Origin of the sequence: Marinobacter sp. LA51 (genome assembly GCF_030297175.1) — a bacterium.
Lineage (GTDB): Bacteria > Pseudomonadota > Gammaproteobacteria > Pseudomonadales > Oleiphilaceae > Marinobacter > Marinobacter apostichopi.
On record NZ_AP028070.1, the window covers coordinates 613,729 to 638,316 of the forward strand.

The window sequence follows — 24,588 nt, forward strand, 5'->3', positions numbered from 1 at the left end:
TCCCGCTATTCAGTATGTGTCGGTGGGTGTCAGCGCGGGGTCAGGCCGAAATGCTGGCGGATCCGATCGGCGACCGCCTCGGCCACGTGTTCCTGATCCGTCTGCAAGTGGATGGTATGGCTGCGCTCTACCTGAGTTAAGGGCTCGTACCAGGTTTGTTGCTCGTCCAGCAGCTCTTCAGTGGCTTCCGAAGCGTCGCCGCTCCGGTTCCGAATCCATTTCCGGCGCAATTCCTCAGGGGCATCGCAGTGCAGCAGTGCGAAAGGCACCGCCAGGTCCTCGGCGACATCGGCGAACAGCGAACGCTCACGCTCCTTCAGGCATGCCGCATCCACCACTACCGGCATGCCCGCCGCCAGCAGCTGACCGGCCAATGTCGCCAGTCGTTGGTATGTTTGCTCATTGGCTTCCTCAGTGTAGAGGTTGCCTCCGGTGGGTGACTTGCTGCTCTCCAGCGGCGCAAGCCCATGCATGCGTTTACGCTCAACGTCGGAGCGCAACCGGATCAGTCCGAGGTCACCCGCCATCGCCGAGCAGACAACGGATTTGCCGCTGGCCGACAGGCCGGTGGTCGTCAGAAGGTAAGGGTTGGGGATAGTGCTGTAGTCTTCCGCCAGTTGGGCATAATCCCGGTAACGCTGATGCAGGCTGGCCTTCTCATCGTCGCTGAGGGCGGGATTGCCCAGGGTAAACAGAGCGATCTTGGCGCGAACCATGGCCCGGTAGGCCTTGTACAGCGGCAACAGGGGCAGGGCTTCGAAGTCGTCCCGATACTCCAGGTAGGTGTTCAGGACCAGGTTCGCCAGCGCCTCTTCCTGCCGGGATTCCAGATCCATCAGCAGGAACGCGAGATCGTTGATGACATCGATCCAGCGGAATGGCTCATTGAACTCGATGCAGTCGAAGACCGTGACCTTGCCGTCGTAGCTGGTGATATTGGCCAGGTGCAGGTCACCATGGCATTCCCGCACCAGTCCCTTGGCACGGCGCTCGGCGATCAGCTCTCGGTGGCGCTCGAAGGTGGTTTCGGTCCAGGCCTCTAGGTTGTCGAGCTGGGCCAGCAGGGTTTTATCGTCAATCATCGGCCGGATTTGGTCGAAGTTCTCCTGCATGGCTGCGTAAACAGCTTCCGGCGTCCCCAGCGGCTTGTCCTCAGGCACCGGTGGCAACTGTTCGTGGAAGCCTGCAACCTGCCGGGCCAGATCAGTCAGGGCCTCGGGCGCCAGCTCACCCTGTTCCTGCAGGCGATCAAACAGCTGATCCTGGCTGAACTGACGCATTTTAATCACGTATTCGAAGGCTTCGCCGGAGCCCCCCAGTACGGGCTGTTCGGGGCTGCCGGTGATGGGCAGAACCTCCAGGTACAACGGCTCGGCCAGACGGCGGTTCAGGCGCAGCTCTTCCTCACAAAAGTGCTTGCGGCGGGCCAGTGTTGAGAAGTCCAGGAAGCCGAAATCCATGGGTTTCTTGATCTTGTAGGCAAACTCACCGGTCAGTATGACCTGGGAAATGTGAGTTTCGATGACGTGAAATTCATGAACCGGGTGCGGGTACAGGTCGGAATTCTGCATTGCCTGAACCAGCGTGCCTGGGGAAGTCTCGCTCACAGTGTGCTCCTAAAATGCTATGGGCTGCCATGGACAGTGCCCTGGAAAACGTCCTGAACCTATTGAATTCTCTGGTCCCACTATAACGGGCGGATTACAGAAATAACACACAGTTGGCCTGCCTTTGGAGCGATCGCCTTCGGTATAATCGGCCCATGAAAAAATCGACCCCTTCTTCCAAGCGCAACAGAAAAACACCCCGTAAATCACCAAGAAACGGTCGCCGCCCGTGGTTCTGGCGGTTCGTCTTTCGGGCCGGCGCCATAGGCCTGGTCCTGCTGGCAGGATGGACGGTCTACCTTGATGCCGTCGTTACCTCACGTTTCGAGGGCCGCCGTTTTGAAGTGCCGTCGCGGGTGTATGCCCGCCCACTGGAGCTTTATGACGGCGCCAGCATCAGCGCCAGCGCCCTGGAGCGGGAGCTGGAATTGTCTGGATTCCGTAAGGGCGATGGTTCGCGGGCCGGTACCTATCAGCGCAGCGGCGGGCGTTTTGTCATCAGCACCCGGGGCTTCCGGTTCCCGGATGGAAAAGAGTCCAGGCGCCGGCTGGCACTTACCGTGTACCGGGACCGGGTCGAGAAGTTCTCGGTGCTGAGCGGCGACGCTTCGCCCATCGTCCGGCTGGAGCCGGCGCAGATCGGTGGCATCTATCCGTCTCACAAGGAAGACCGGATTCTGGTACAGCTGGAGGAAGTGCCGGCCCTGCTGCCGACCACTCTGATGGCGGTCGAGGATCGTAACTTTTTTGATCACGCCGGCATCGCGCCGTTGTCCATTGCCCGGGCGATGCTCGCTAACATTCGCGCCGGCGAGATTGTTCAGGGCGGCAGCACCCTGACCCAGCAGCTGGTGAAAAACTTCTTCCTGACCCGGGACCAAACCCTGGTGCGCAAGGGCAACGAAGCCTTGATGTCGCTGCTGCTGGAGCTGCACTACGAGAAAGGTGACATCCTTGAGACCTACCTGAATGAGGTGTACCTGGGGCAGGCGGGAACCCGCAGCATCAATGGCTTTGGCCTGGCCAGTCAGTTCTATTTCGGGGAATCTCTGCGTGACCTGCAAGAGCATCAGATCGCCCTGTTGGTGGGCATGGTCAAGGGGCCCAGTTACTACAACCCCCGCCGCCATCCGGAGCGCGCCACCAAACGCCGCAATCTGGTGCTATCGGAGATGGAAGAGGCCGGTCTGATCGATTCGGTGCGGGCCGCCAAGGCCAGGGGCAAGCCGCTTGGCGTCAGTGCCCGTCCGTCATACTCGGAGAACCGATACCCGGCCTACATCGATCTGGTTCGCCGCCACCTGGCCCGGGATTACCGGGAAGAGGACCTGCGCAGCGAAGGTCTGCGAATCTTCACCACCCTGAATCCGGCCATTCAGAACGCGGCCGAGTATGCGGTGACCGACACCCTGAGCCGGCTGGCCAGTGGTGAAACCCGCAAGGCGCTGGAGGCCGCCATGGTGGTCACCGCGAAAGACAGCGGTGAGGTGCTGGCCCTGGTAGGAGGTCGCGATCCACAATACGCCGGCTTCAACCGGGCGCTGGATGCCAATCGTCCTATTGGCTCTCTGATCAAGCCGTTCATCTATCTGGCCGCCCTGGAGCAGCCAGAGCGGTATACCTTGATTACCCCGGTGCTGGACAAATCCTTCACCCTGGAATTTGACGACGGCCGGCGCTGGCAGCCGAAAAACTATGACAAGACCGAGCGCGGGGAAGTGCCGCTGCACGAGGCCCTGTCTCATTCCTACAACCTGCCGGCGGTGCGGGTCGGATTGGATATCGGCGTGGATGTGGTCAAGGACACATTGCAGGCGTTCGGGGTAACGTCCTCGATCTCAGAGTACCCGTCCATGCTACTGGGCTCGGTAACCATGAACCCGGTAACCGTGGCGCAGATGTATCAGGGCCTGGCGACTTCCGGCTTCAACACGCCGCTTCGCACCATTCGCGAAGTGACCGATGCTGGCGGGGAAGCCCTGTCCCGGTACAGCCTGGAAGTGGACCAGGTTGCCGATCCGGCCGCGGTGCACCTGGTGCAATACGCCATGCAGGAAACGATGCAGGAAGGTACCGGCAAGTCCGCTTATTACACGGTGCCCGAGGAACTGACGCTGGCGGGTAAAACCGGCACCACCGATGATGGCCGGGATTCCTGGTTTGCCGGCTTCAGTGGGGATTTGCTGGCGGTGTCCTGGGTCGGCCGGGATGATAACGGCCCGACGTCGCTCACTGGTGCCAGTGGCGCACTGCCGGTCTGGTCCCGGTTCATGGCCCAGGTGCCCCAGCACAGCTTCTCGCCAGTGGTCCCGGATGGCGTGCAGTACCAGTGGGTGAACGCCGAGCGCCAGGCGTTGACCAAGGAGCATTGCAATGGAGCACGGCTGGTACCACTGATTTCCGGCAGCGAACCCACCCAGACGGTGTCCTGTTCTGGTAACCTGCAGCGGCAAATTGAAGGCTGGTTTGAGGGACTGTTCCGATGAATACGCGATTTTTAGTTTATACCGCCACTGCGGCGGCGTTTCTGGGCTTGGCGGGCTGCGCGTCCGCACCGGGTGAATCCATCTATGTGCCGGCTGGCGGCAGCAAGGCAGAGGCGCCGGAGCCACCCAAGGCCAGCAGCAAAGAGGACAAGCCCCGGGTATGGCGCAAGAGCGAGCAGCCGGACGTATCTGAACCGGCCGAGCCGGCTCCGCGCAGCAGTTCGCCCAGCTACCGGGATGCCGGCGACAGCCTGTCTCCGGCGGCCATCAGCCTGATCCGGGAATCCGATAACCTGCTGGCCCAGGGTGATGCTCCGGCGGCCATCGCCCGGCTGGAGCGGGCCCAGCGCATCGCACCGCGCTCGGCCGAGGTGTATTTCAAACTCTCGGAAGCCTACGTTGCCAGCAATCAGCTGGGTACGGCGGAGCAGTTCACCTTGAAGGGGTTGTCCCTGGCGGGCAGCGATGCGCGCCTGCAGCGTTCGGGCTGGTTGTTGCTGGCGGATATTCGCCGGGCTCGGGGTAATGTCGCAGGGGCGGATCAGGCCGAGGCGCGGGCTTCGGCGTTGTGACTTTCTAACTAATCCTTTTCCAATAAAAAAAAGCCCCGCAACTTTGCGGGGCTTTTTTTCATCGGTAGAACCAGATCTATTATTCCGTTAACGGGATGGTTTCCGCCTGAGCGGTTTCACCTGCGACCACGGTAACGTTCTGGGTGCCGTCAAATTCCAGCTCATCGTCCCTTTCGTTGTCGTCTAGCTGACAGCTGTAACTGATGGTGTATTCACCCGCGGGCAGGAAGCCGGCGGTATAGGTGTAGAAGCTGGACTGATCGTCCGGTGCGACCGGAAGCACCAGTAGCGGGTTGCCGGTGTCGTTATTTACATTGAGGTCGCTGGGCTGGACACCCGCTCCGGCGAAGACGTAGGCAGAGCCCTCGTAATTTAGAGCGCAGTCCGCCAGCGCATCTTCAGTATCGTCCTCACCACGAGTGGAGTTAATCTGCGCGTAATCCACCAGGCCGCTGATGCTGCCCACCTCCAGGTTGTTCACCAGACGCATGCTGGGCTTGAGCAGGTAATCCGCCAAGGAGCCGCCTTGCGGATCCACAATGGACTTGTGCACATCGAAATCCACCGTAAAGTCGGTCGAGGTGTCCGCGGCTACGATGAAATCGCCCTTGAGTTTGAGGCCACTCTGTTCACCCGATGGCACGGCAAGGGTATAGGTGCTGTCACCTTCGGATTCAAGCTTGACGAACGAATTGTCAGTGTCGACGATCAGTCGCAGTTCGGTGTAGTTGCCCGCCGGCACTTCCTCATCGGTGATCAGCGGAGCGCTGACACCACCTTGCAGTTCCAGCAGGTTCTGGTCTTCAAAGCCATCCAGAGGGAAGCTGATCCAGTCGCCGTCTTCCGGCTTGAGTCGGATCTCTGTGAAGGCAACTGTCACATTGCTGAATTCCGTCGCCGGTGCGTCGGTGACCCCAAAGGATACCGTGCCCGTTTCGCCTGAATCACTGCTACTCCCGCCGCCACCGCAGGCAGCAACGCCGGCAGTCAAAGCAGAAATGCCAATAAGTCGAAGTGACCGATACATATAAACCTCCTCAATCCGTCCAAAGAAAATCACCGACAAGAAATGAGTGCCGATTCTTCCTTTTACTCTAGCGACATGTTGGAGGGATAGGTAGGAGTGTTAAGCAAATGTAACAGGCAGGATAGGTTGAAGGCCGGGTCGTGAGACGACCCGGCGAGTTCTTTTATTGGTTTAAAGGCCGGCGTTTTTCAGGCGGTTGGCGTGCTGCTTGAATACCGTTTTCGGGTCGGTCTCAAACAGGCTGTGCAGGCCCAGCGCCTGATTCACTTCATCCAGATGGTTCATGAAGTAGTTGTCGCGAATCACCTTTCCGAAGTGGTTGCTGCAGCGGCCAACCAGGCCATCGTTCTGGCTGAAGCCAAACGCCAGGCTGGTGGTGCCCAACAGGGCATCGGACGGATCGAGTATGTTGGTCAGTACGCCAGTCCCGCCCCAGGAATAGAAACGAATGCCGTTGGCGGCATGGGCTCCTTCGCCACAGGACGTGGTGGGCATGCCCGCTGGCGCAAAGTTGTTGAATTCTGCGCTGCCTTCGGAGGTCAGGGAGTACAGGCTGGAGCGCAGGTCCTGGTTGTAGCCACCACCGGAAATCAGATCAATCAGCCCGCCCAGGGCATTACCCAGTGAAGCCGCCAGACTCTCCGCAGGAGAACCGTAAATCAGGTCCGCCACCGGCGATCCTTTGTGGGGGGAGCCGACAGAGGTTACCGAGGCCACCAGGTCTGGCCGTACCCGGGCAATGTAGCGTGCGGTCGGGCCGCCGTGACTATGCCCTACCAGGTTGACCTTGCCATACACCGCGGCAATGGCCTGTACCTGAGGCAATAGTGCTTCGCCCCGGGCAATAGTGCTGTCCAGCGCTGGCACTTGCGTGGTGAAAACGTCGGCGCCGTATTTGCGCAGGTCTTCGGCCACGCCGTACCAGTAATCGACACCGACTATGGAGTCGAAACCGAACATGCCATGGACGAGAACAATCGGGTACCGGGTGTCGGTATAGTTTGAGGGAGTTGAGTTCCACCACCAGGCAGCGGCGGGAGCTGACCACGCCACAGCGCAGGCCAAAGCCATCACTTTGATCCAGGATTTCATTGTCGTTCCTACAGTTTGATGTTGTGTTTGTTATTCAAACTGCCCCGACGGGCTGGGTACTGCTGTGCATCCGTGCGCTGACTACGTTGTTGTGATTGTTGAGTCGTTACCGTCAGAGCATCTCTAGTGAGATGTGACCATAATTTGATCAGCGTGGTGTGTAAGTCAATGGCGCAGGACGAGGGAGCGGCGAGTTCTGGGGCGGGTTGTGACACCGGTCACAAGCATGGCCCGCGATGACACGTCGAGCGTGACGGTCATGCGGGCCGGTGCATAGGTCGCGGTTAACGCATGGCGGGTTAGAGCGTCGCCATGACCTTGTGGGCTGCGTTTACCGTGTACTCGATATCGGCATCGGACAGTGCGGCGGTGGTGAAGCCGGCTTCAAACGCTGACGGCGCCAGGTACACGCCTTCTTTAAGCATGCCCTGGAAGAACTTCTTGAAGCGCTCGACATCGCAACCCATGACCTGATCAAAGCGGGTTACCGATGCTTCGCTGGTGAAGAAAAAGCCAAACATGCCGCCTGCGCTCTGCACGGCCAGGGGGATGCCGGCGGCGTCGGCAGCGGCCTTGAAGCCATCGCGCACGGCGTTGGTCTTCTCGGTCAGCCGGTCGTGGAAGCCCGGTTCGGAGATCGCATTCAGCGTGGTCAGGCCTGCACGCATGGCCAGCGGGTTACCGCTGAGGGTGCCGGCCTGGTACACCGGCCCCAGCGGCGAGATGTGTTCCATGATTTCGCGTTTGCCACCAAAGGCGCCGACCGGCAAACCGCCGCCGATGATCTTGCCCAGGGCGGTCAGGTCGGGTGTTACGCCGTAATATTCCTGGGCGCCACCACGGGATACCCGGAAGCCAGTCATCACCTCGTCAAAAATCAGTACCGTGCCGTGTTCGTCGCAGACTTCCCGCAGGCCTTCCAGAAAGCCCGGTACCGGTGGAATGCAGTTCATGTTGCCGGCAACCGGTTCAACGATGATGGCGGCAATCTCGTCGCCCATCTTGGCGAAGGTCTCGCGCACGCTGTCGATGTCGTTGAAGGTCAGGGTCAGGGTGTGTTCCGCCAGGCTGGCGGGAATGCCCGGGGAATTGGGCACGCCCAGGGTCAGGGCGCCAGAGCCGGCTTTCACCAGCAGGGAATCCACGTGGCCGTGGTAGCAGCCCTCGAACTTAACGATCTTATCCCGGCCGGTGTAACCGCGGGCCAGTCGCACCGCACTCATCGTCGCCTCGGTACCGGAGTTGACCATGCGCACCAGATCAATGGATGGCACCAGTTCACAGACCTTCTTGGCCATGTCGGTTTCCAGCGAGGTGGGTGCGCCGTAGCCTATGCCAAGATCAACCTGGGCGTGCAGGGCCTCTTTGATGCGCGGATCTGCGTGACCGAGGATCATCGGGCCCCAGGAGCCGATGTAATCGATGTAGCGGCGGTCGTCCTCGTCGTACAGGTAAGCGCCTTCGGCGTGCTTGAAGAACACCGGGGTGCCACCCACGCCGCGAAAGGCCCGGACCGGGGAGTTCACACCGCCGGGAATGTATTTCTGGGCTTCTTCGAACAGAGTTTCGGAGTGTGTCATGGGCTGGGTCCTGTTATCTGGAGATTGAAAAAAGTGGATGATGTTCCTGGAACAGGCGGGTAAAGGCCCGCGCGCGCTGTTCGATGTCTGCCGGGCTGCCACCGAATACGCCGCCGACTACCGCCAACATGTCCGCGCCCGCCAGAATCAGCGGAGTACCGTTGTCCACGGTGATGCCGCCGATCGCCGTTAGTGGGCGCTGAAACCGTTTGGCGCTGGTCAGTACCGACGGGCTGGCCGCCGGCGCATTGGGCTTGGTGCCCGAATGGTAAAAGCGGCCAAACGCCAAGTAGTTAGCGCCGGCGTCGTAGGCCTTTTGCGCCAGCTCCAGGTCAGCGTGACAGGTGATGCCGATGATCGCGTCTTCCCCCAGTACCTCCCGGGCCTGGCGATGAGAGCCGTCGGTCTGGCCGAGGTGAACACCGGCGGCGCCAACGCGTCGGGCCAGTTCCACGTCATCGTTGATCAACAGCGGCACACCGGCATTCGAGCATATCGCCTGCAGGTCCTGGGCCTGGCGGAGTCGGTCCGGCATGGGCGCCGACTTCTCGCGGTATTGTATCAAAACAGCGCCACCACGCAGAGCCGCGTCCACCGAGGCAATCAGGGATTCCGGGGGTGTCAGCTTGCTGTCGGTAATGGCATAGAGCCCGGGCTGGAGAATGTTGCTCACCGTTCCCATGCAATGCCCCGATCGGGGACTGGCTGGCCTTTGCCCACTTCCAGAGCGTGCAGGATGGCGCGGTTAACGTAGTTTTGAGCCTGGGATATGGCTGCCCGGGGCGACAGGCCACAGGCCCGGCCGGCGGCAATGGCCGCTGCGAGCGTGCATCCGGTGCCATGATATTCACCACCCACGCGCTCGATTTCCCAAGTCATCGGGTCCGGGGTGTGGTTGAACAGGGTGTTGATGATGTGTAGCCCGGTGCCGTGGCCACCGGTTGCCAGCACTGATTTGCAGCCGCCGTCCAGCAGGTTCTGGGCTGCCTGCGCCGAATCATTGTGGTCACCCAGAATGCTCAGTTCGATGCCATTTGGAGTGATCATTTCGGCCATGGGGAACAGGCGCTGTTTCATCGCGGCGATCAGATCGTCATCGGCCAGGTCGCCGCCGCCGGCTGCCTTGATCACCGGATCGGTAATCACCGGAATGCCCGGATGCTGAGCGAGAAACTCCACCAGCACATCGACAATGGCGGCGTTGCCCAGGGCGCCGGTTTTAATGGCATGAATCGGGGCGTCGTCGGCCACACACTTCAGCTGCTGGCGGACCAGCTCGGCATCAACGGCTTCAGCGCCGTACACGTTGGTGGTGTCCTGCACCGTCAGGCAGGTCAGCACCGGCAGTGGGTGACAGCCGAGCGAGGTCACAGCCTGAATATCAGCCTGAATGCCGGCACCGCCCGAAGGGTCCAGGCCGGACAGGATCAAAACCTGAGGTCGCGTATAACGTTTGATGACTTGGCTCCTTCGAAGAGTCTTTAAAAGCTAGAAAGGTCTCACAACGGCCAGAATAACAACGGCCAGCAGAACAAACACCGGCAATTCGTTAAACCAGCGGTAAAACACGTGGCCACGGGTGTTGCGGTCGTCACGGAACACCTTGACCAGATGGCCGCAGTAAAAATGATAAACGACCAGCAGCGCGACCAGCACCAGTTTGGCGTGTAGCCAGCCCTGGCTGGCATACCCGGACGGGTTGTAACTGATCAGCCAGAAGCCAAAGATCAGCGTGGCAACCATAGAGGGCGTGGTGATGCCCCGGTAAAGTTTTCGCTCCATGACCTTGAAGCGTTCTCGGCCGAGCTCGTCCTCGCAAGCGGCGTGGTATACGAACAGTCTGGGCAGATAAAAAATGCCGGCGAACCAGCACACCATTGAGATTATGTGGAAGGCTTTCACCCACAGCATGTATCAGCTCCGTCGGTATTGGTAATGGCTTTCAATATCAGATTTCAGTACCACGCCGTAAACCCGCTGGATCATCGGTGCGACATGCCTTTGTACGTACAGAGCCTCCGCATTGGTTGTATCGAATTCGTTCAGGGCCTCTTCCAGCGTGGCCTGATACTGCACCGGCGCCACATCACGTCGGTTGGCCGGAATGTTCATCAGGTCTACGGCTTCCGGCTCCTCGGTTTCGTCTTCAGTCTTGGGTTGTTCGGTGTCCTCCAGGTATCGGGCCAGATCCACCGCGGGAAGCAGGGCAGTGGGTCCATTACTGCCTTCGACAATCAACCATTTTGGTTCCGATTTCAGAATCCTGCGGGCTTCTTCGACCGTCAGGTGGCGTTCAGTCCGGAGTATGCTCCGATCCATGATCGCACCGACGGAAACCCGCCTCAGGGCCTGGGTCACCGGTGAATTCTGGTAGCTCAGCCCCTGGCTTTTCAGAATGGTCAGGAACAGGGATTTCTTTCCAAAGGCTTCGCTGGTGACCAGGCTGGAGGTGGTAATGATCAACATGCCGGGCAGGATGATGTTGGGATTGCGGGTCAGTTCCATCAGTGCCATCAAGGCTGCCAACGGCGCTTGCAATACCGCCCCCATCATCGCGCCCATGCCCAGCATGGCGTAGAGACCAATTGATGACGCCTGCTCCGGCAGCAGCTGGGCGCCGATCAATCCCATGGCGCCACCCAGGGTTGCCCCCATGAACAGGGTTGGGCCAATGACCCCGCTGGGCATGCCCAGGCCAATACTGAGTGAGGTGATCAGCAGCTTGGACACGCCAATGCCGAGCAGCAGCCAGAAACCAAGCTGGCCGTTGATGGTTTCGTTTACCGTGTCGTACCCGATGCCCATGGTTTCCGGCATCAGGATGGCAAACGGTACCATCAGCATACCGGCCAGGGTGATCCGGAGCATGATCGGTCGGTTTTGATGGCGCCCCATCACTTCCACGACATGAATAAAAGCCGCTGCGGCAATACCGATGATGATCGCAATGACCAGCACCCACGGGATTTCCAGCAGCGAATTCATGGTCAGGGCCGGCACGTTGAAGGCCGGTTCCGAGCCATAGACCGCCTGGGTCACGATACCGGCACTCACCGCGGCCAGGATGATCGGCGTAAACCCGGCGATGGTGTACTCCATCATCACCACTTCCATGGCGAAGATGACACCGGAAATGGGAGTGTTGAATGACGCCGAGATCGCTGCCGCGCAGCCGCAGGCCACCAGGGTGCGAATGCTGTTGTTGGGCAGGCGCATCCACTGGCCCATCAGGCTGGAGAACGCGGCGCCCAGGTGCACTGCGGGGCCTTCACGGCCCGCCGATTGGCCAGTTACCACGGTGGCTACGCCGGCAACAAACTGAACGACGGCGCTGCGGAAGGGGATGTAGCCCTGGTGATAATTCAGGCGCTCCATGACATGGACAATCCCAACCTTGCGGTCCTGGACTGCCAGCCGGTGGAGCATGAAGCCAAGGATCAGGGCACCGGTGAGTGGCAAAAGCCCTCGGGTCAGCAGGTCCAGTTCTTCAAAGGATTCCGAGCCGTCCCCGGGCAGGAAGTATTCAAGGGGCCATTCAATGGCCAGTCGGAATGCCAGGATGACACCGCCGGTGATCAGTCCCGACAGCAGGCCAAGCACAGCCAGTTGTGGCAGGGCATCAACACCGGATAGTCGGCGCCGGAAAAGCGGAATGAGTTGCTCGGTAATCTGATGCCAGAGTTTTTGCATGAACGCCGGAGTTCCGGTTAGGTGCGATGGGGCAACAGCGCCTTTAAGACAACATTGTAACGGTCGCCCTGCTAGCTGCAATAAGTCCTTGGTTTATCATGGTAGACTACGGGGTCAATCCTCCCATCCCCGAGAGGACGTCACTGGAGACGCTGGAGAGTAAGGTGATAAAAGTAGGCATCGTTGGTGGCACCGGCTATACCGGTGTCGAACTGCTGAGAATTCTGGCAGTTCATCCGGAAGTTACCGTAAATTGCATCACTTCCCGGTCGGAAGCAGGTATGCCTGTTGCCGACATGTACCCAAATTTGCGTGGGCATTACGACCTGGCCTTTTCCGAGCCGGAAGCCGACGTGCTCAAAGCTTGTGATCTGGTGTTTTTTGCCACGCCTCACGGTGTGTGCATGCGCATGGTGCCTGAGCTGATGGCAGCGGGCGTGCGGGTGGTTGATTTGTCCGCCGACTTCCGCCTGAAGGATCTCGATGTCTGGGCCAACTGGTACGGTATGCCCCACGAAAGCGCGGAATGGGCAGATAAGGCCGTCTACGGTTTGCCGGAGATAGCCCGCGGTGCCATTCGCGAAGCCCAGCTGGTTGCCAATCCGGGTTGCTACCCGACAGCAGTACAACTTGGTTTCCTACCGCTGCTGGAGAACGAATTGGTTGACCCGGCCCGCCTGATCGCCGACGCCAAGTCCGGTGCCAGCGGCGCCGGTCGCCAAGGCAAGATTGGCATGCTGCACGGCGAAGTGGGAGAAAGCTTCAAGGCGTACGGCGCCTCGGGCCACCGCCATCTTCCCGAAATCAGGCAGGGACTGGCAGGTGCGGCCGGAACCGACGTTGGCGTCACCTTTGTCCCGCACCTGATCCCGATGATCCGTGGTATCGAGGCTACCCTCTACGCGGAGCTGAAGAACCCGGCGGATTTCGACCGGCTGCAAAGCCTGTTCGAAGCTCGCTTCCAGGACGAGCCGTTTGTTGATGTCATGCCGTTTGGCAGTCACCCTGAAACACGCAGTGTCCGGGGTGCCAATCAGTGCCGCATGGCGCTTCACCGGCAGGAGCAGAGCAATATCGTTATCGTATCCTCGGTGATTGATAACCTGGTGAAGGGCGCAGCCGGACAGGCGGTTCAGAACATGAACATCATGTTTGGCCTGAAAGAAACGCTTGGGCTGGAAGCCCCGGCACTTCTGCCATAGGGAGCGGTGGTGAGCCAGGATCAAAAGCCCGAGCACGAGTATGTGGTGATCCGCCACCGGCCAGGTTACCGGCTGCGGCGGACCGCCATACTGCTGGCGTTTTCCATCATCGCGGCCATTGCCGGCTACGCCACGGGGCTGTCCCAGGGTGGCTTCCGCTCCTCCAGTGCTGAAGCGACCATGCAGGTGCTGGAAGAAGAGCTGGACTCGCTTCGGACCAAGTACACCGAGGCGCGCCAGCAGGTCATTAATCTTGAGCGAGGCCGGGCCATTGATGGCCAGGCAATGAAGCAGGCCCGGACAAGCATTGTTAAGCTGGAAACCCGGATTGCATCGCTGAAATCGGATCTGACGTTCTATAAAAACATCATGGCCCCTTCGGAAACCAGTAAGGGGCTTCAGGTGGACAGCTTTACGCTGGCCCCCGATCGGCAGCCCGGTGCCTACGACTTCAAGCTGGTGCTGACCCAGGTGGGCAATAATAAAAGCTATATTTCAGGCGTAGTGGCGGTTAACGTCATCGGCCTGCGTGACGAAGAGAAAGAAGTCATCGCCTTGCGCGACCTGTCTCAGGATATTGAAGACCTTGGTGTAAAATTCCGCTTCCGCTATTTTCAGGATGTGGAAGGTGTGCTGGCGCTGCCTAACGGATTCGAACCGATCGAAATCCAGGTGGTGGCCCAGGCTGAAGGGCGAAAATCCTCACAGGCCGAACGAACATTCGACTGGGATGACCTAACGGAGAAGTAACATGTTTGGAAATAAAAAACAGAAACCGCGCCGCGCCTCAGGCCATTTTGACACCCTGATCTCGTCCCGCACCCGGGTCGATGGCGACGTGCAGTTTTCTGGCGGTTTGCATGTGGATGGCCACGTTCATGGCAAAGTCATTGCCGAGGAGGGTAGCGACGCCGTCCTGCGGATCTCGGAAATTGGTGAAGTTTCTGGTGACATCGTGGCGCCGCACGTCATCATTAACGGTACCGTTCACGGTGATGTCTACGCCTCCGCTCATCTCGAGCTGGCGGAGAAAGCCTCGATCAATGGCAACGTCTATTACAACCTGATCGAAATGGCCATGGGCGCCTCGGTGAACGGTAACCTGGTGCATCAGCGCGAGCCAACGGGCCTGCTGACCAACGACCAGGGCCGGTCCAAATCTGGCAGTCAGCCTGAAGCCCGTGTTTCTGACGCAATGGCGACCAGTGAAGGGGCACCCGGAGAATTGGCGACTGACACCGCCGATGGTGGAAAGTCCGAATAGTTGATTGTTTTACTCAGGAATACCATAATCGCCTGAGTTGTTACCACGTAATCCGGAGGCAAACTTGAGTGTAGTCCAGCAACAAATGGCCGCCCCGCTGTTCTTCAGTGACAGCGCTGTTGCCAAGGTGCGGGAGCTGATTGAGGAAGAAGAAAATCCTAGTCTTAAGCTTCGTGTGTTTGTCACCGGTGGTGGTTGCTCTGGCTTCCAGTATGGGTTTTCGTTCGACGACAGTCAGGACGAAGAAGACACCGTGGTAGAAAGGGATGGCGCCAGCCTGTTGGTCGACCCGATGAGTTATCAATATCTCGTGGGCGCTACCATTGAGTACCAGGAAGGCCTCCAGGGCTCACAGTTTGTGGTTCAGAACCCGAACGCCAGCTCTACCTGTGGTTGTGGCAGTTCGTTCTCGATCTGACGACGGCAGGCAGGTAAGACACGCAGAAAAAAGGAGAGCCACTGGCTCTCCTTTTTTATTTCTGGCGTCAGCAAAGCCGACGTGTCAGGCGTGATGAATTGCACCGAGGATTCTTGGGCCCCGTGCGCCAGTCACTTCCGCCAGATTGCCGGGCTGCCTGGCCAGTGACTGCTGCGCCAGCCACGCAAAGGCGACCGGCTCCACCCATTGGGGGTTCAGGCCCAGATCACTGGTAATAGCGAGCGGCGCCGGGCTCAATGCCTGTTCCAGTTCCCGCATCAGCACCGGGTTCCGGGTACCACCGCCGCAGGCGTACACCCGCAGGGCCGGAACTTCGGGCAGCTGGTGAATAATGCTGGTAACGGTCAGTTGCAGTAAGGTTCGCTGTACGTCTTCAGCCGGCAGATCGGGGTGTCGACGCACCAGGGTTTTTACCCACTCCAGGTTAAACCGTTCCTTGCCGGTGCTCTTGGGAGCCGGGCGGGAGAAGTACGCGTCTGACAGCATGTCGTGCAGCAAGGCCTGATTGACGGTGCCTTCCTCTGCCCAGTGGCCGTCGGCGTCGTAAGGCAGGCCGGTCTGGTTCAGACACCAGGCATCCATGAGTGCGTTGGCAGGGCCGGTATCGAACCCGGTCACTGGTTTGCCGTCGTCTGCAGGGATCCAGGTGATGTTGGCAATGCCGCCCAGGTTCAGAATGCACCGGTCCTCGGTGCCGGAATTGAAGAACGCCTTGTGAAACGCCGGTACCAGAGGTGCTCCCTGGCCGCCGGCGGCCATATCCCGGCGCCGGAAATCGGCCACGGTGGTGATGCCGGTCCGTTCCGCGATCACCGACGGGTTGCCAATCTGGAGGGAAAACGGGGCCGAGCCAGACGGCTGGTGCCGGATGGTCTGGCCGTGGCTGCCGATGGCGCGAATGGATCTCGGCGAGATCTCGGAGGCTTCAATTACCTGACAGGCGGCGTCGGCAAAGAGGGCGCCGGTCAGGGTGTCCAGTTCGCCAATCTCATCGGGAGTGCCCTGGTTCTGGCTGACAGCCAAAAGCCGGTGTCGAAGCTCATCCGGGTAATTCAGGGTCTGGGAGGCGTGTACTTCTACTGAGTGACCGTTGAACGACACCAGCACGGCGTCAATGCCGTCCATGCTGGTGCCGGACATGAGTCCGATCCAGGCGTCCATGCCCGTTATTCGTCCGATGCTAGTGCAAGTTGCTGAAAGTTTTCACGAAAGCCATTGAACTGCGCCAGCCGCTGCTCAGTATAGCGCTTGAACCGCGCCATTTCTGAGGCAGGCACAGGCTTGGCGTCCGGCAGCTTGACGGTGCGGGAGTTGCGCGGCGATCCGTTCAGGCGGAATTCGTAGTGCAGGTGCGGGCCCGTGACCATGCCGGACGAGCCTACGTAGCCGATGGTTTCGCCCTGCTTCACCCGAGCGCCATTCTTGATGCCTTTGCCCAGGCGGCTCATGTGTGCGTACAGGGTAGTGATGTTGTCGCCGTGCTGCAGGATGACGGTGCGGCCGTAGCCTCCCTTCCAGCCGGAAAAGCGAACTCGGCCAGCACCTGCGGCCTTGATCGGTGTGCCTGTTGGCGCGCCGTAGTCGGTGCCTTCATGCGGCCGGACGACATCCAGTACCGGGTGGCGGCGCTGCAGGTTAAAGGCAGAGGACACCCGGGCGTTGATCGGAGTTCTCAGGAACGCCTTGCGCATGCTCTTGCCGTTCGGGGCGTAGTAGTCGCTGTCACCGTTGCTGTCGGTGTAGAGCAGGGCGGTGTTGTCTTCGCCACGGTTCACAAACCGCGCCGACAGTATGCGGCCGGTGTCGAATTTCTTACCGTCGAGATACAGCTCTTCATAAACCACTTCGAATTGATCGCCCTTGCGGACATCGTAAACGAAGTCGATTTCCCAGCCGAAAATGCCGGCCAGTTCCATGGTCAGGCGGTCGTTCAGGCCGGCTTCACGAGCGGACAAGTAAAGGGAGCCATCAATGGTGCCGGATGCAAACGCCGGGCGTGCCTCCGGTTCCCGCATAACGGTCTGGCCGGCAAAGCCTTCTTCCCCTTTTTCGATTTTCAGGGATTCCAGCAGACTGCGTTGCAGTTCAACGGCCGCCAGATCGCCCGCTTCATCGGTGGCAAATCGGATGGTCTCGCCAGCGTACAGGCGCTGAAGTTTGTCTGCTTCGCCTTCGCCGTGGATAACCGACAGCATGATGCCATCGTTAAAGCCGGCTTTCTTGAATAAGGAAGACAGTGTGTCGCCTGATTTGATCTTGTAGGTCTGCCAGTCGAGCGCGGGCTCAGCGGCAGGTACCGGTTCGGTCACTGTGGCTTGTTGCTCGGTATCCGCAACTGGAGCCTGTTCTTCAACCACTACCTCGGCCGGCGCTTCGGGCGCAGACTCTCCAGCAGTGCCATTATCAGACACCGTTCCCTGCTCGAGATCCAGCGCATAGGACATACGCTTGGCTTCAACCTGGGCGCTCGGGCTCATTAAAATGGCGGCAGTCACTACAACGGTGGCAGCGGCGGCAATGGTAAGGTGTGTTTTGGGAAACATATTCAGCACGTATCGCACCCGTTTTAATCGGTATTCCGGTAGGTTGAACTACCTAATTAAAGCTGTTGTTCAAGTATAGACAAACAGATTACCGTATAAAATGCATGCGGGACAGCGTGGAACATTACGGTTACTGCTCCATCCTCCGGATTTCTTCGGGTGGCATTGCTATAATATGCCGCCCTGCCCAGCCAGAGCTGCTCAAAAACTAGGCAAATCTACTGTAGCAGGAGTGCAGGTAACTCACAGATTTCTTTTGTAGAGGTCTGTAACTGTCAGAATCCATCTAGGTAAAAACTGGGGACGTGTTGTTCATGGCATCTATTGATGAGGCGTTGGCCGTAATCAAGCGCGGCGTTGACGAGCTTATTCCGGAAGAAGGGCTGATTGAGAAGTTAAAGGAAGGTCGCCCGCTTCGAATCAAGGCAGGTTTCGACCCCACCGCCCCGGATCTGCATCTTGGGCACACTGTCCTAATTAATAAGCTAAGGCAGTTCCAGGATCTCGGTCATGAGGTCATGTTCCTTATTGGGGATTTCACCGGGATGATCGGCGACCCCACGGGTAAAAGTGCAACGCGCCCCCCTTTAACAGAAGAGCAGGTTGCCCAGAACGCCATCAGCTATAAAGAGCAGGTGTTCAAGATTCTTGATCCGGCCAAGACCCGAGTCATGTTCAACTCCGAGTGGATGAGCAAGATGGGTGCGGCGGACATGATCAAGCTGGCGGGCCAATATACGGTGGCGCGGATGTTGGAGCGTGATGATTTTACCAAGCGCTACCGTGCTGAGCAGTCCATCGCGATCCATGAGTTTCTGTACCCCCTGGTACAGGGTTACGACTCGGTGGCCATGGAAGCTGACGTTGAGTTGGGCGGTACCGATCAGAAGTTCAACCTGTTGATGGGGCGGATTCTGCAGAAAGCCTATGGCCAGACGCCGCAGGCCATTCTCACCATGCCAATCCTGGAGGGGCTGGATGGTGTCCAGAAGATGTCCAAGTCGTTGGGCAACTATGTAGGTGTGAACGATTCCCCCGGCGAGATGTACACCAAACTGTTGTCCATGCCGGACGATCTGCTGTGGCGTTACTTTGAGTTGCTGAGCTTTCGGCCGCTGGCGGAAGTAGATGAGTTCCGCAAGGCTGTAGAAGGTGGTGCCAATCCCCAGGACTATAAAAAGCTGCTGGCGGAAGAGATCATTACTCGCTTCCACAATAAGGAGGCGGCCGAGTCTGCGCACAAGTCTGCGGGTAACCGGGTGGCGCTGGGTGCGATTCCCGATAACGTACCGACAGTAGAGGTGTCACTGGACGGGCAGCCGGAAATTCCGATGGCCTCGGTTCTGCGTTTGGCGGGTCTGGTGAAGAACGGTGCGGCAGCTCGAGATGTTCTGGGGCGTGGCGCGGTCTTTGTTGACGGCGACCAGTTTGAGGGCGATCGCCTCTTTAAAGAGGGTGATGACTGTGTGGTACAGGCCGGAAAGAAGAAGATTGCCCGGGTAGTGATCACTGCGTGATCGATTTACGGCGATTTTGAGTTTTTTTCAGAATCGCCGTTGACACCTCAGAGCAGGTCTGTAGAATGCGCATCTCTTCTGAGGGACAAGCCACTGACACAGCGGCTACCGAGGAAGGCAACCGCTTGAAAATGTTGAAGAAATTGAGTTTCAAAATTCTTCAGAAAGCGGTTGACAGAGGCTCGATTCGCTGTAGAATGCGCCTCTCGAAACAAGCAGTAAGCCGGTTGATTTTCGGCGCTTTCCGGAGACGGAAAACATTGAAAATAAACGGTTGACAAGGCGGCGACACGATGTAGAATACGCCACCTTGATTGAGCAGCAGCTCAACCGCTCTTTAAAAAATTGACCAAGTAATTCGTGTGGGCGCTGGCCGAGGTATTTCGGATACGAAATATCAGGACAGTGACTCGTCGAAATTGAGTTTTGTCTTGAGCAAGAATAGAGAATCTTCGGATTCTTGTATGATTTAAACTGAAGAGTTTGATCATGGCTCAGATTGAACGCTGGCGGCAGGCTTAACACATGCAAGTCGAGCGGTAACAGGGGTAGCTTGCTACCCGCTGACGAGCGGCGGACGGGTGAGTAATGCATAGGAAACTGCCCAGTAGTGGGGGATAGCCCGGGGAAACCCGGATTAATACCGCATACGTCCTTCGGGAGAAAGCAGGGGATCTTCGGACCTTGCGCTATTGGATGTGCCTATGTCGGATTAGCTAGTTGGTGGGGTAAAGGCCCACCAAGGCGACGATCCGTAGCTGGTCTGAGAGGATGATCAGCCACATCGGGACTGAGACACGGCCCGAACTCCTACGGGAGGCAGCAGTGGGGAATATTGGACAATGGGGGCAACCCTGATCCAGCCATGCCGCGTGTGTGAAGAAGGCTTTCGGGTTGTAAAGCACTTTCAGTGAGGAGGAAAAGTTAGTCGTTAATATCGGCTAGCCTTGACGTTACTCACAGAAGAAGCACCGGCTAACTCCGTGCCAGCAGCCGCGGTAATACGGAGGGTGCAAGCGTTAATCGGAATTACTGGGCGTAAAGCGCGCGTAGGTGGTTTGATAAGCGAGATGTGAAAGCCCCGGGCTTAACCTGGGAACGGCATTTCGAACTGTCAGGCTAGAGTGTGGTAGAGGGTAGTGGAATTTCCTGTGTAGCGGTGAAATGCGTAGATATAGGAAGGAACACCAGTGGCGAAGGCGGCTACCTGGACCAACACTGACACTGAGGTGCGAAAGCGTGGGGAGCAAACAGGATTAGATACCCTGGTAGTCCACGCCGTAAACGATGTCAACTAGCCGTTGGGGATCTTGAATCCTTAGTGGCGCAGCTAACGCACTAAGTTGACCGCCTGGGGAGTACGGCCGCAAGGTTAAAACTCAAATGAATTGACGGGGGCCCGCACAAGCGGTGGAGCATGTGGTTTAATTCGACGCAACGCGAAGAACCTTACCTGGCCTTGACATGCAGAGAACTTTCCAGAGATGGATTGGTGCCTTCGGGAACTCTGACACAGGTGCTGCATGGCCGTCGTCAGCTCGTGTCGTGAGATGTTGGGTTAAGTCCCGTAACGAGCGCAACCCCTATCCCTAGTTGCTAGCAGTTCGGCTGAGAACTCTAGGGAGACTGCCGGTGACAAACCGGAGGAAGGTGGGGATGACGTCAGGTCATCATGGCCCTTACGGCCAGGGCTACACACGTGCTACAATGGTGCGCACAGAGGGCTGCAAACCCGCGAGGGGGAGCTAATCTCACAAAACGCATCGTAGTCCGGATCGGAGTCTGCAACTCGACTCCGTGAAGTCGGAATCGCTAGTAATCGTGAATCAGAATGTCACGGTGAATACGTTCCCGGGCCTTGTACACACCGCCCGTCACACCATGGGAGTGGATTGCACCAGAAGTGGTTAGTCTAACCTTCGGGAGGACGATCACCACGGTGTGGTTCATGACTGGGGTGAAGTCGTAACAAGGTAGCCGTAGGGGAACCTGCGGCTGGATCACCTCCTTAAACGAAGCCGAATGCTTCGGTCAGAGTCCACACGAATTACTTGGTTGATTAATAAAGAGAGCAGATGGGTCTATCAGGCCCGTACCATTGGGTCTGTAGCTCAGGTGGTTAGAGCGCACCCCTGATAAGGGTGAGGTCGGTGGTTCAAGTCCACCCAGACCCACCAAAATTGCTCAACTCCTGGAGTTGGACAATTTGAGGTAGCTTAAATGGGGCTATAGCTCAGCTGGGAGAGCGCCTGCCTTGCACGCAGGAGGTCGGCAGTTCGATCCTGCCTAGCTCCACCAATATTTACTGACTAACTTCGGTTAGCAGTGTCCAGAAACAAGCATTTCGGTTTAATGACATCGGTTGTTAAGCGAAGTTCTTCTTTCTGATCACTGGGTCAGATTTGCTCTTTAACAAATTGGACGAGAAAGAACACGAGTACGATTCTCTCATTATCTCCGAGAGGACGTATTCAAGTGATAGCGATTTCAAGCGTTATCCGGTGTTGTCGTTGAAGTGGTTGTGATATCGCTTCAAGGAACTGTCTCGAAATAACCTCTTTATCAGGCTTGCCTGGTAACGAGCGTTGCTTCGTTCACAGTTGTCTTGGGGTTATATAGTCAAGCAACTAAGCGCATACGGTGGATGCCTTGGCAGTCAGAGGCGATGAAAGACGTGGAAGCCTGCGATAAGGTTCGGGGAGCTGGCAAACGAGCTGTGATCCGGACATTTCTGAATGGGGAAACCCACCCGATTTCGGTCGGGTACCTTGCACTGAATACATAGGTGTAAGGGGCGAACCGGGGGAACTGAAACATCTAAGTACCCCGAGGAAAAGAAATCAACCGAGATTCCCTAAGTAGCGGCGAGCGAACGGGGATTAGCCCTTAAGCTAAACAATTGGTAGGAGAAGGCTCTGGAAAGTGCCGCCATAGTGGGTGATAGCCCCGTATCCGAAACCTGAGTTTAGTGAAATCGAGTAGGACGGGACACGTGGTATCCTGTCTGAATATGGGGGGACCATCCTCCAAGGCTAAATACTCCTGACTGACCGATAGTGAACCAGTACCGTGAGGGAAAGGCGAAAAGAACCCCTGTGAGGGGAGTGAAATAGATCCTGAAACCGTATGCGTACAAGCAGTCGGAGCAGACTTGTTCTGTGACGGCGTACCTTTTGTATAATGGGTCAGCGACTTATGTTCAGTGGCGAGGTTAACCGTTTAGGGGAGCCGTAGGGAAACCGAGTCTGAATAGGGCGATTTAGTCGCTGGGCATAGACCCGAAACCGGGCGATCTATCCATGAGCAGGTTGAAGGTTGAGTAACATCAACTGGAGGACCGAACCCACTGTCGTTGAAAAGCCAGGGGATGACTTGTGGATCGGAGTGAAAGGCTAATCAAGCCCGGAGATAGCTGGTTCTCCCCGAAAGCTATTTAGGTAGCGCCTCGGACGAATACCACAGGGGGTAGAGCACTGTTTCGGCTAGGGGGTCATCCCGACTTACCAACCCGATGCAAACTCCGAATACCTGTGAGTACTATCCGGGAGACACACGGTGGGTGCTAACGTCCATCGTGAAGAGGGAAACAACCCAGACCGCCAGCTAAGGTCCCCAAGTACCAGTTAAGTGGGAAACGATGTGGGAAGGCTCAGACAGCTAGGAGGTTGGCTTAGAAGCAGCCATCCTTTAAAGAAAGCGTAATAGCTCACTAGTCGAGTCGGCCTGCGCGGAAGATGTAACGGGGCTCAAACTGGTCACCGAAGCTGCGGCTGCATACTTTGTATGCGGGGTAGGGGAGCGTTCTGTAAGCCTGCGAAGGTGAGTTGAGAAGCTTGCTGGAGGTATCAGAAGTGCGAATGCTGACATGAGTAACGACAATGCGGGTGAAAAACCCGCACGCCGGAAGACCAAGGGTTCCTGCGCAACGCTAATCGGCGCAGGGTGAGTCGGCCCCTAAGGCGAGACCGAAAGGTGTAGTCGATGGGAAACGGATTAATATTTCCGTACCTTGGATAGCTGCGATGGAGAGACGGAGAAGGCTAGGTGAGCCGGGCGACGGTTGTCCCGGTTTAAGCGTGTAGGGAGTGGACTTAGGCAAATCCGGGTCCACAATTCTGAGACGCGACGACGACTGCTCTTTTAGAGCGGGAAGTCATTGATGCCATGCTTCCAGGAAAATCTTCTAAGCTTCAGGCTATTCGAGACCGTACCCCAAACCGACACAGGTGGTCAGGTAGAGAATACCAAGGCGCTTGAGAGAACTCGGGTAAAGGAACTAGGCAAAATGGTGCCGTAACTTCGGGAGAAGGCACGCTGGTTGTAGGTGATACCCCTTGCGGGTGGAGCTGACGCCAGTCGAAGATACCAGGCCCCTGCGACTGTTTATTAAAAACACAGCACTGTGCAAACACGAAAGTGGACGTATACGGTGTGACGCCTGCCCGGTGCCGGAAGGTTAATTGATGGGGTTAGCATTCGTGCGAAGCTCTTGATCGAAGCCCCGGTAAACGGCGGCCGTAACTATAACGGTCCTAAGGTAGCGAAATTCCTTGTCGGGTAAGTTCCGACCTGCACGAATGGCGTAACGATGGGGGCGCTGTCTCTACCCGAGACTCAGTGAAATTGAAATCGCCGTGAAGATGCGGTGTATCCGCGGCTAGACGGAAAGACCCCGTGAACCTTTACTATAGCTTCACAGTGAACTTTGAGCATGTTTGTGTAGGATAGCTGGGAGGCTTTGAAGTGGGAACGCCAGTTCTCATGGAGCCAACCTTGAAATACCAGCCTGACATGTTTGAGGTTCTAACTTGGACCCCTTATCGGGGTTGAGGACACTGTGTGGTGGGTAGTTTGACTGGGGCGGTCTCCTCCCAAAGCGTAACGGAGGAGCACAAAGGTGGGCTAAGCATGGTCGGACATCATGCGGTTAGTGTAATGGCACAAGCCCGCTTAACTGCGAGACAGACACGTCGAGCAGGTACGAAAGTAGGTCATAGTGATCCGGTGGTTCTGTATGGAAGGGCCATCGCTCAACGGATAAAAGGTACTCCGGGGATAACAGGCTGATACCGCCCAAGAGTTCACATCGACGGCGGTGTTTGGCACCTCGATGTCGGCTCATCACATCCTGGGGCTGAAGCCGGTCCCAAGGGTATGGCTGTTCGCCATTTAAAGTGGTACGCGAGCTGGGTTTAGAACGTCGTGAGACAGTTCGGTCCCTATCTGCCGTGGACGTTGGAGATTTGAGGAAAGCTGCTCCTAGTACGAGAGGACCGGAGTGGACGAACCGCTGGTGTTCGGGTTGTGTCGCCAGACGCATTGCCCGGTAGCTATGTTCGGATAGGATAACCGCTGAAAGCATCTAAGCGGGAAGCCCCTTCCAAGATGAGATCTCCCTGGACCTTTAAGGTCCCTAAAGAGCCGTTCAAGACCAGGACGTTGATAGGTCGGGTGTGTAAGCGCTGCGAGGCGTTGAGCTAACCGATACTAATTGCTCGTGCGGCTTGACTATATAACACCCAAGACAATTGCGGATAACGCAACGAAATCAACATCACATCTCTTTCTC

Annotated in this window: 17 protein-coding genes, 2 tRNA genes and 2 rRNA genes; 11 read left to right on the top strand and 10 right to left on the bottom strand. The window is 57.7% G+C overall.

Translation table 11 applies throughout. The annotated features are described in order from the left end of the window. Positions 1-29 precede the first annotated feature (29 nt). On the bottom strand, positions 30-1,571 hold the full coding sequence (locus QUE89_RS02735; RefSeq protein ID WP_434784098.1) for a bifunctional aminoglycoside phosphotransferase/ATP-binding protein: 1,542 nt from the start codon (positions 1,569-1,571) through the stop codon (positions 30-32). A gap of 191 nt (positions 1,572-1,762) precedes the next feature. Here QUE89_RS02735 and mrcB point away from each other — a divergent pair, with 191 nt between their 5' ends. After that, positions 1,763-4,093, top strand: coding sequence for a penicillin-binding protein 1B (mrcB, locus tag QUE89_RS02740; RefSeq protein WP_286221757.1), 2,331 nt, complete (start codon positions 1,763-1,765; stop codon positions 4,091-4,093). Beyond that, a complete protein-coding gene (locus QUE89_RS02745) occupies positions 4,090-4,665 on the top strand; it encodes a tetratricopeptide repeat protein (protein ID WP_286221758.1) in 576 nt (191 codons plus the stop codon). The genes mrcB and QUE89_RS02745 overlap by 4 nt, the downstream gene beginning before the upstream one ends. A gap of 79 nt (positions 4,666-4,744) precedes the next feature. Here QUE89_RS02745 and QUE89_RS02750 read toward each other — a convergent pair whose 3' ends face one another. The 7 genes from QUE89_RS02750 to QUE89_RS02780 form a co-directional block, all read right to left on the bottom strand. Continuing rightward, a complete protein-coding gene (locus QUE89_RS02750; protein ID WP_286221759.1) occupies positions 4,745-5,692 on the bottom strand; it encodes a DUF4382 domain-containing protein in 948 nt (315 codons plus the stop codon). A 171-nt stretch (positions 5,693-5,863) separates the two neighbouring features. Next, a complete protein-coding gene (locus QUE89_RS02755) occupies positions 5,864-6,784 on the bottom strand; it encodes a lipase family alpha/beta hydrolase (RefSeq protein WP_434784090.1) in 921 nt (306 codons plus the stop codon). Positions 6,785-7,083: 299 nt separating this feature from the next. Beyond that, positions 7,084-8,364, bottom strand: a complete 1,281-nt coding sequence (gene hemL / locus QUE89_RS02760; RefSeq protein WP_286221760.1) for a glutamate-1-semialdehyde 2,1-aminomutase — start codon at positions 8,362-8,364, stop codon at positions 7,084-7,086. Positions 8,365-8,377: 13 nt separating this feature from the next. Further along, positions 8,378-9,046, bottom strand: coding sequence for a thiamine phosphate synthase (thiE, locus tag QUE89_RS02765; protein WP_286221761.1), 669 nt, complete (start codon positions 9,044-9,046; stop codon positions 8,378-8,380). After that, complete coding sequence (gene thiD, locus QUE89_RS02770; protein WP_286222811.1) at positions 9,034-9,792, bottom strand: bifunctional hydroxymethylpyrimidine kinase/phosphomethylpyrimidine kinase; 759 nt, start codon at positions 9,790-9,792, stop codon at positions 9,034-9,036. The genes thiE and thiD overlap by 13 nt, the downstream gene beginning before the upstream one ends. Before the next feature lie 60 nt (positions 9,793-9,852). Then, entirely contained in the window at positions 9,853-10,275 is a 423-nt protein-coding gene (hemJ, locus tag QUE89_RS02775; protein WP_286221762.1) for a protoporphyrinogen oxidase HemJ, read from the bottom strand. A 3-nt stretch (positions 10,276-10,278) separates the two neighbouring features. Then, on the bottom strand, positions 10,279-12,054 hold the full coding sequence (locus tag QUE89_RS02780) for a chloride channel protein (RefSeq protein ID WP_286221763.1): 1,776 nt from the start codon (positions 12,052-12,054) through the stop codon (positions 10,279-10,281). Positions 12,055-12,218: 164 nt separating this feature from the next. Here QUE89_RS02780 and argC point away from each other — a divergent pair, with 164 nt between their 5' ends. From argC to erpA, 4 genes are all read left to right on the top strand, one after another. Beyond that, positions 12,219-13,256 (top strand): N-acetyl-gamma-glutamyl-phosphate reductase, encoded by a 1,038-nt coding sequence (gene argC, locus QUE89_RS02785; protein WP_286221764.1) that lies wholly within the window; start codon positions 12,219-12,221, stop codon positions 13,254-13,256. A gap of 9 nt (positions 13,257-13,265) precedes the next feature. Continuing rightward, a complete protein-coding gene (locus QUE89_RS02790; RefSeq protein WP_286221765.1) occupies positions 13,266-14,006 on the top strand; it encodes a DUF6776 family protein in 741 nt (246 codons plus the stop codon). Position 14,007: 1 nt separating this feature from the next. Further along, positions 14,008-14,520 carry a bactofilin family protein gene (locus QUE89_RS02795; RefSeq protein ID WP_286221766.1) on the top strand — a complete coding sequence of 171 codons (513 nt, stop codon included), beginning with the start codon at positions 14,008-14,010 and terminating at the stop codon, positions 14,518-14,520. Between the two features lie 85 nt (positions 14,521-14,605). Then, positions 14,606-14,938, top strand: a complete 333-nt coding sequence (gene erpA, locus QUE89_RS02800; RefSeq protein ID WP_286222812.1) for an iron-sulfur cluster insertion protein ErpA — start codon at positions 14,606-14,608, stop codon at positions 14,936-14,938. A gap of 84 nt (positions 14,939-15,022) precedes the next feature. On the opposite strand, the gene QUE89_RS02805 is transcribed toward erpA, so the two are convergent. Together QUE89_RS02805 and QUE89_RS02810 are read right to left on the bottom strand one after the other, a co-directional pair. Continuing rightward, on the bottom strand, positions 15,023-16,120 hold the full coding sequence (locus QUE89_RS02805) for an anhydro-N-acetylmuramic acid kinase (protein WP_286221767.1): 1,098 nt from the start codon (positions 16,118-16,120) through the stop codon (positions 15,023-15,025). Between the two features lie 5 nt (positions 16,121-16,125). Then, complete coding sequence (locus QUE89_RS02810; RefSeq protein ID WP_286221768.1) at positions 16,126-17,511, bottom strand: OapA family protein; 1,386 nt, start codon at positions 17,509-17,511, stop codon at positions 16,126-16,128. A gap of 305 nt (positions 17,512-17,816) precedes the next feature. Between QUE89_RS02810 and tyrS the strand changes: the two genes are divergently transcribed. From tyrS to QUE89_RS02835, 5 genes are all read left to right on the top strand, one after another. Further along, complete coding sequence (tyrS, locus tag QUE89_RS02815) at positions 17,817-19,019, top strand: tyrosine--tRNA ligase (RefSeq protein WP_286221769.1); 1,203 nt, start codon at positions 17,817-17,819, stop codon at positions 19,017-19,019. A 471-nt stretch (positions 19,020-19,490) separates the two neighbouring features. Beyond that, positions 19,491-21,030 (top strand): 16S ribosomal RNA (locus tag QUE89_RS02820). An 89-nt stretch (positions 21,031-21,119) separates the two neighbouring features. Beyond that, positions 21,120-21,196 (top strand) — tRNA-Ile (locus QUE89_RS02825). Between the two features lie 45 nt (positions 21,197-21,241). Further along, positions 21,242-21,317: transfer RNA gene (locus tag QUE89_RS02830), tRNA-Ala, on the top strand. A 319-nt stretch (positions 21,318-21,636) separates the two neighbouring features. Next, positions 21,637-24,531: ribosomal RNA gene (locus tag QUE89_RS02835) — 23S ribosomal RNA — on the top strand. The 16S and 23S rRNA genes sit together here with 2 tRNA genes alongside, the layout of an rRNA operon. The last annotated feature ends 57 nt before the right edge of the window (positions 24,532-24,588 follow it).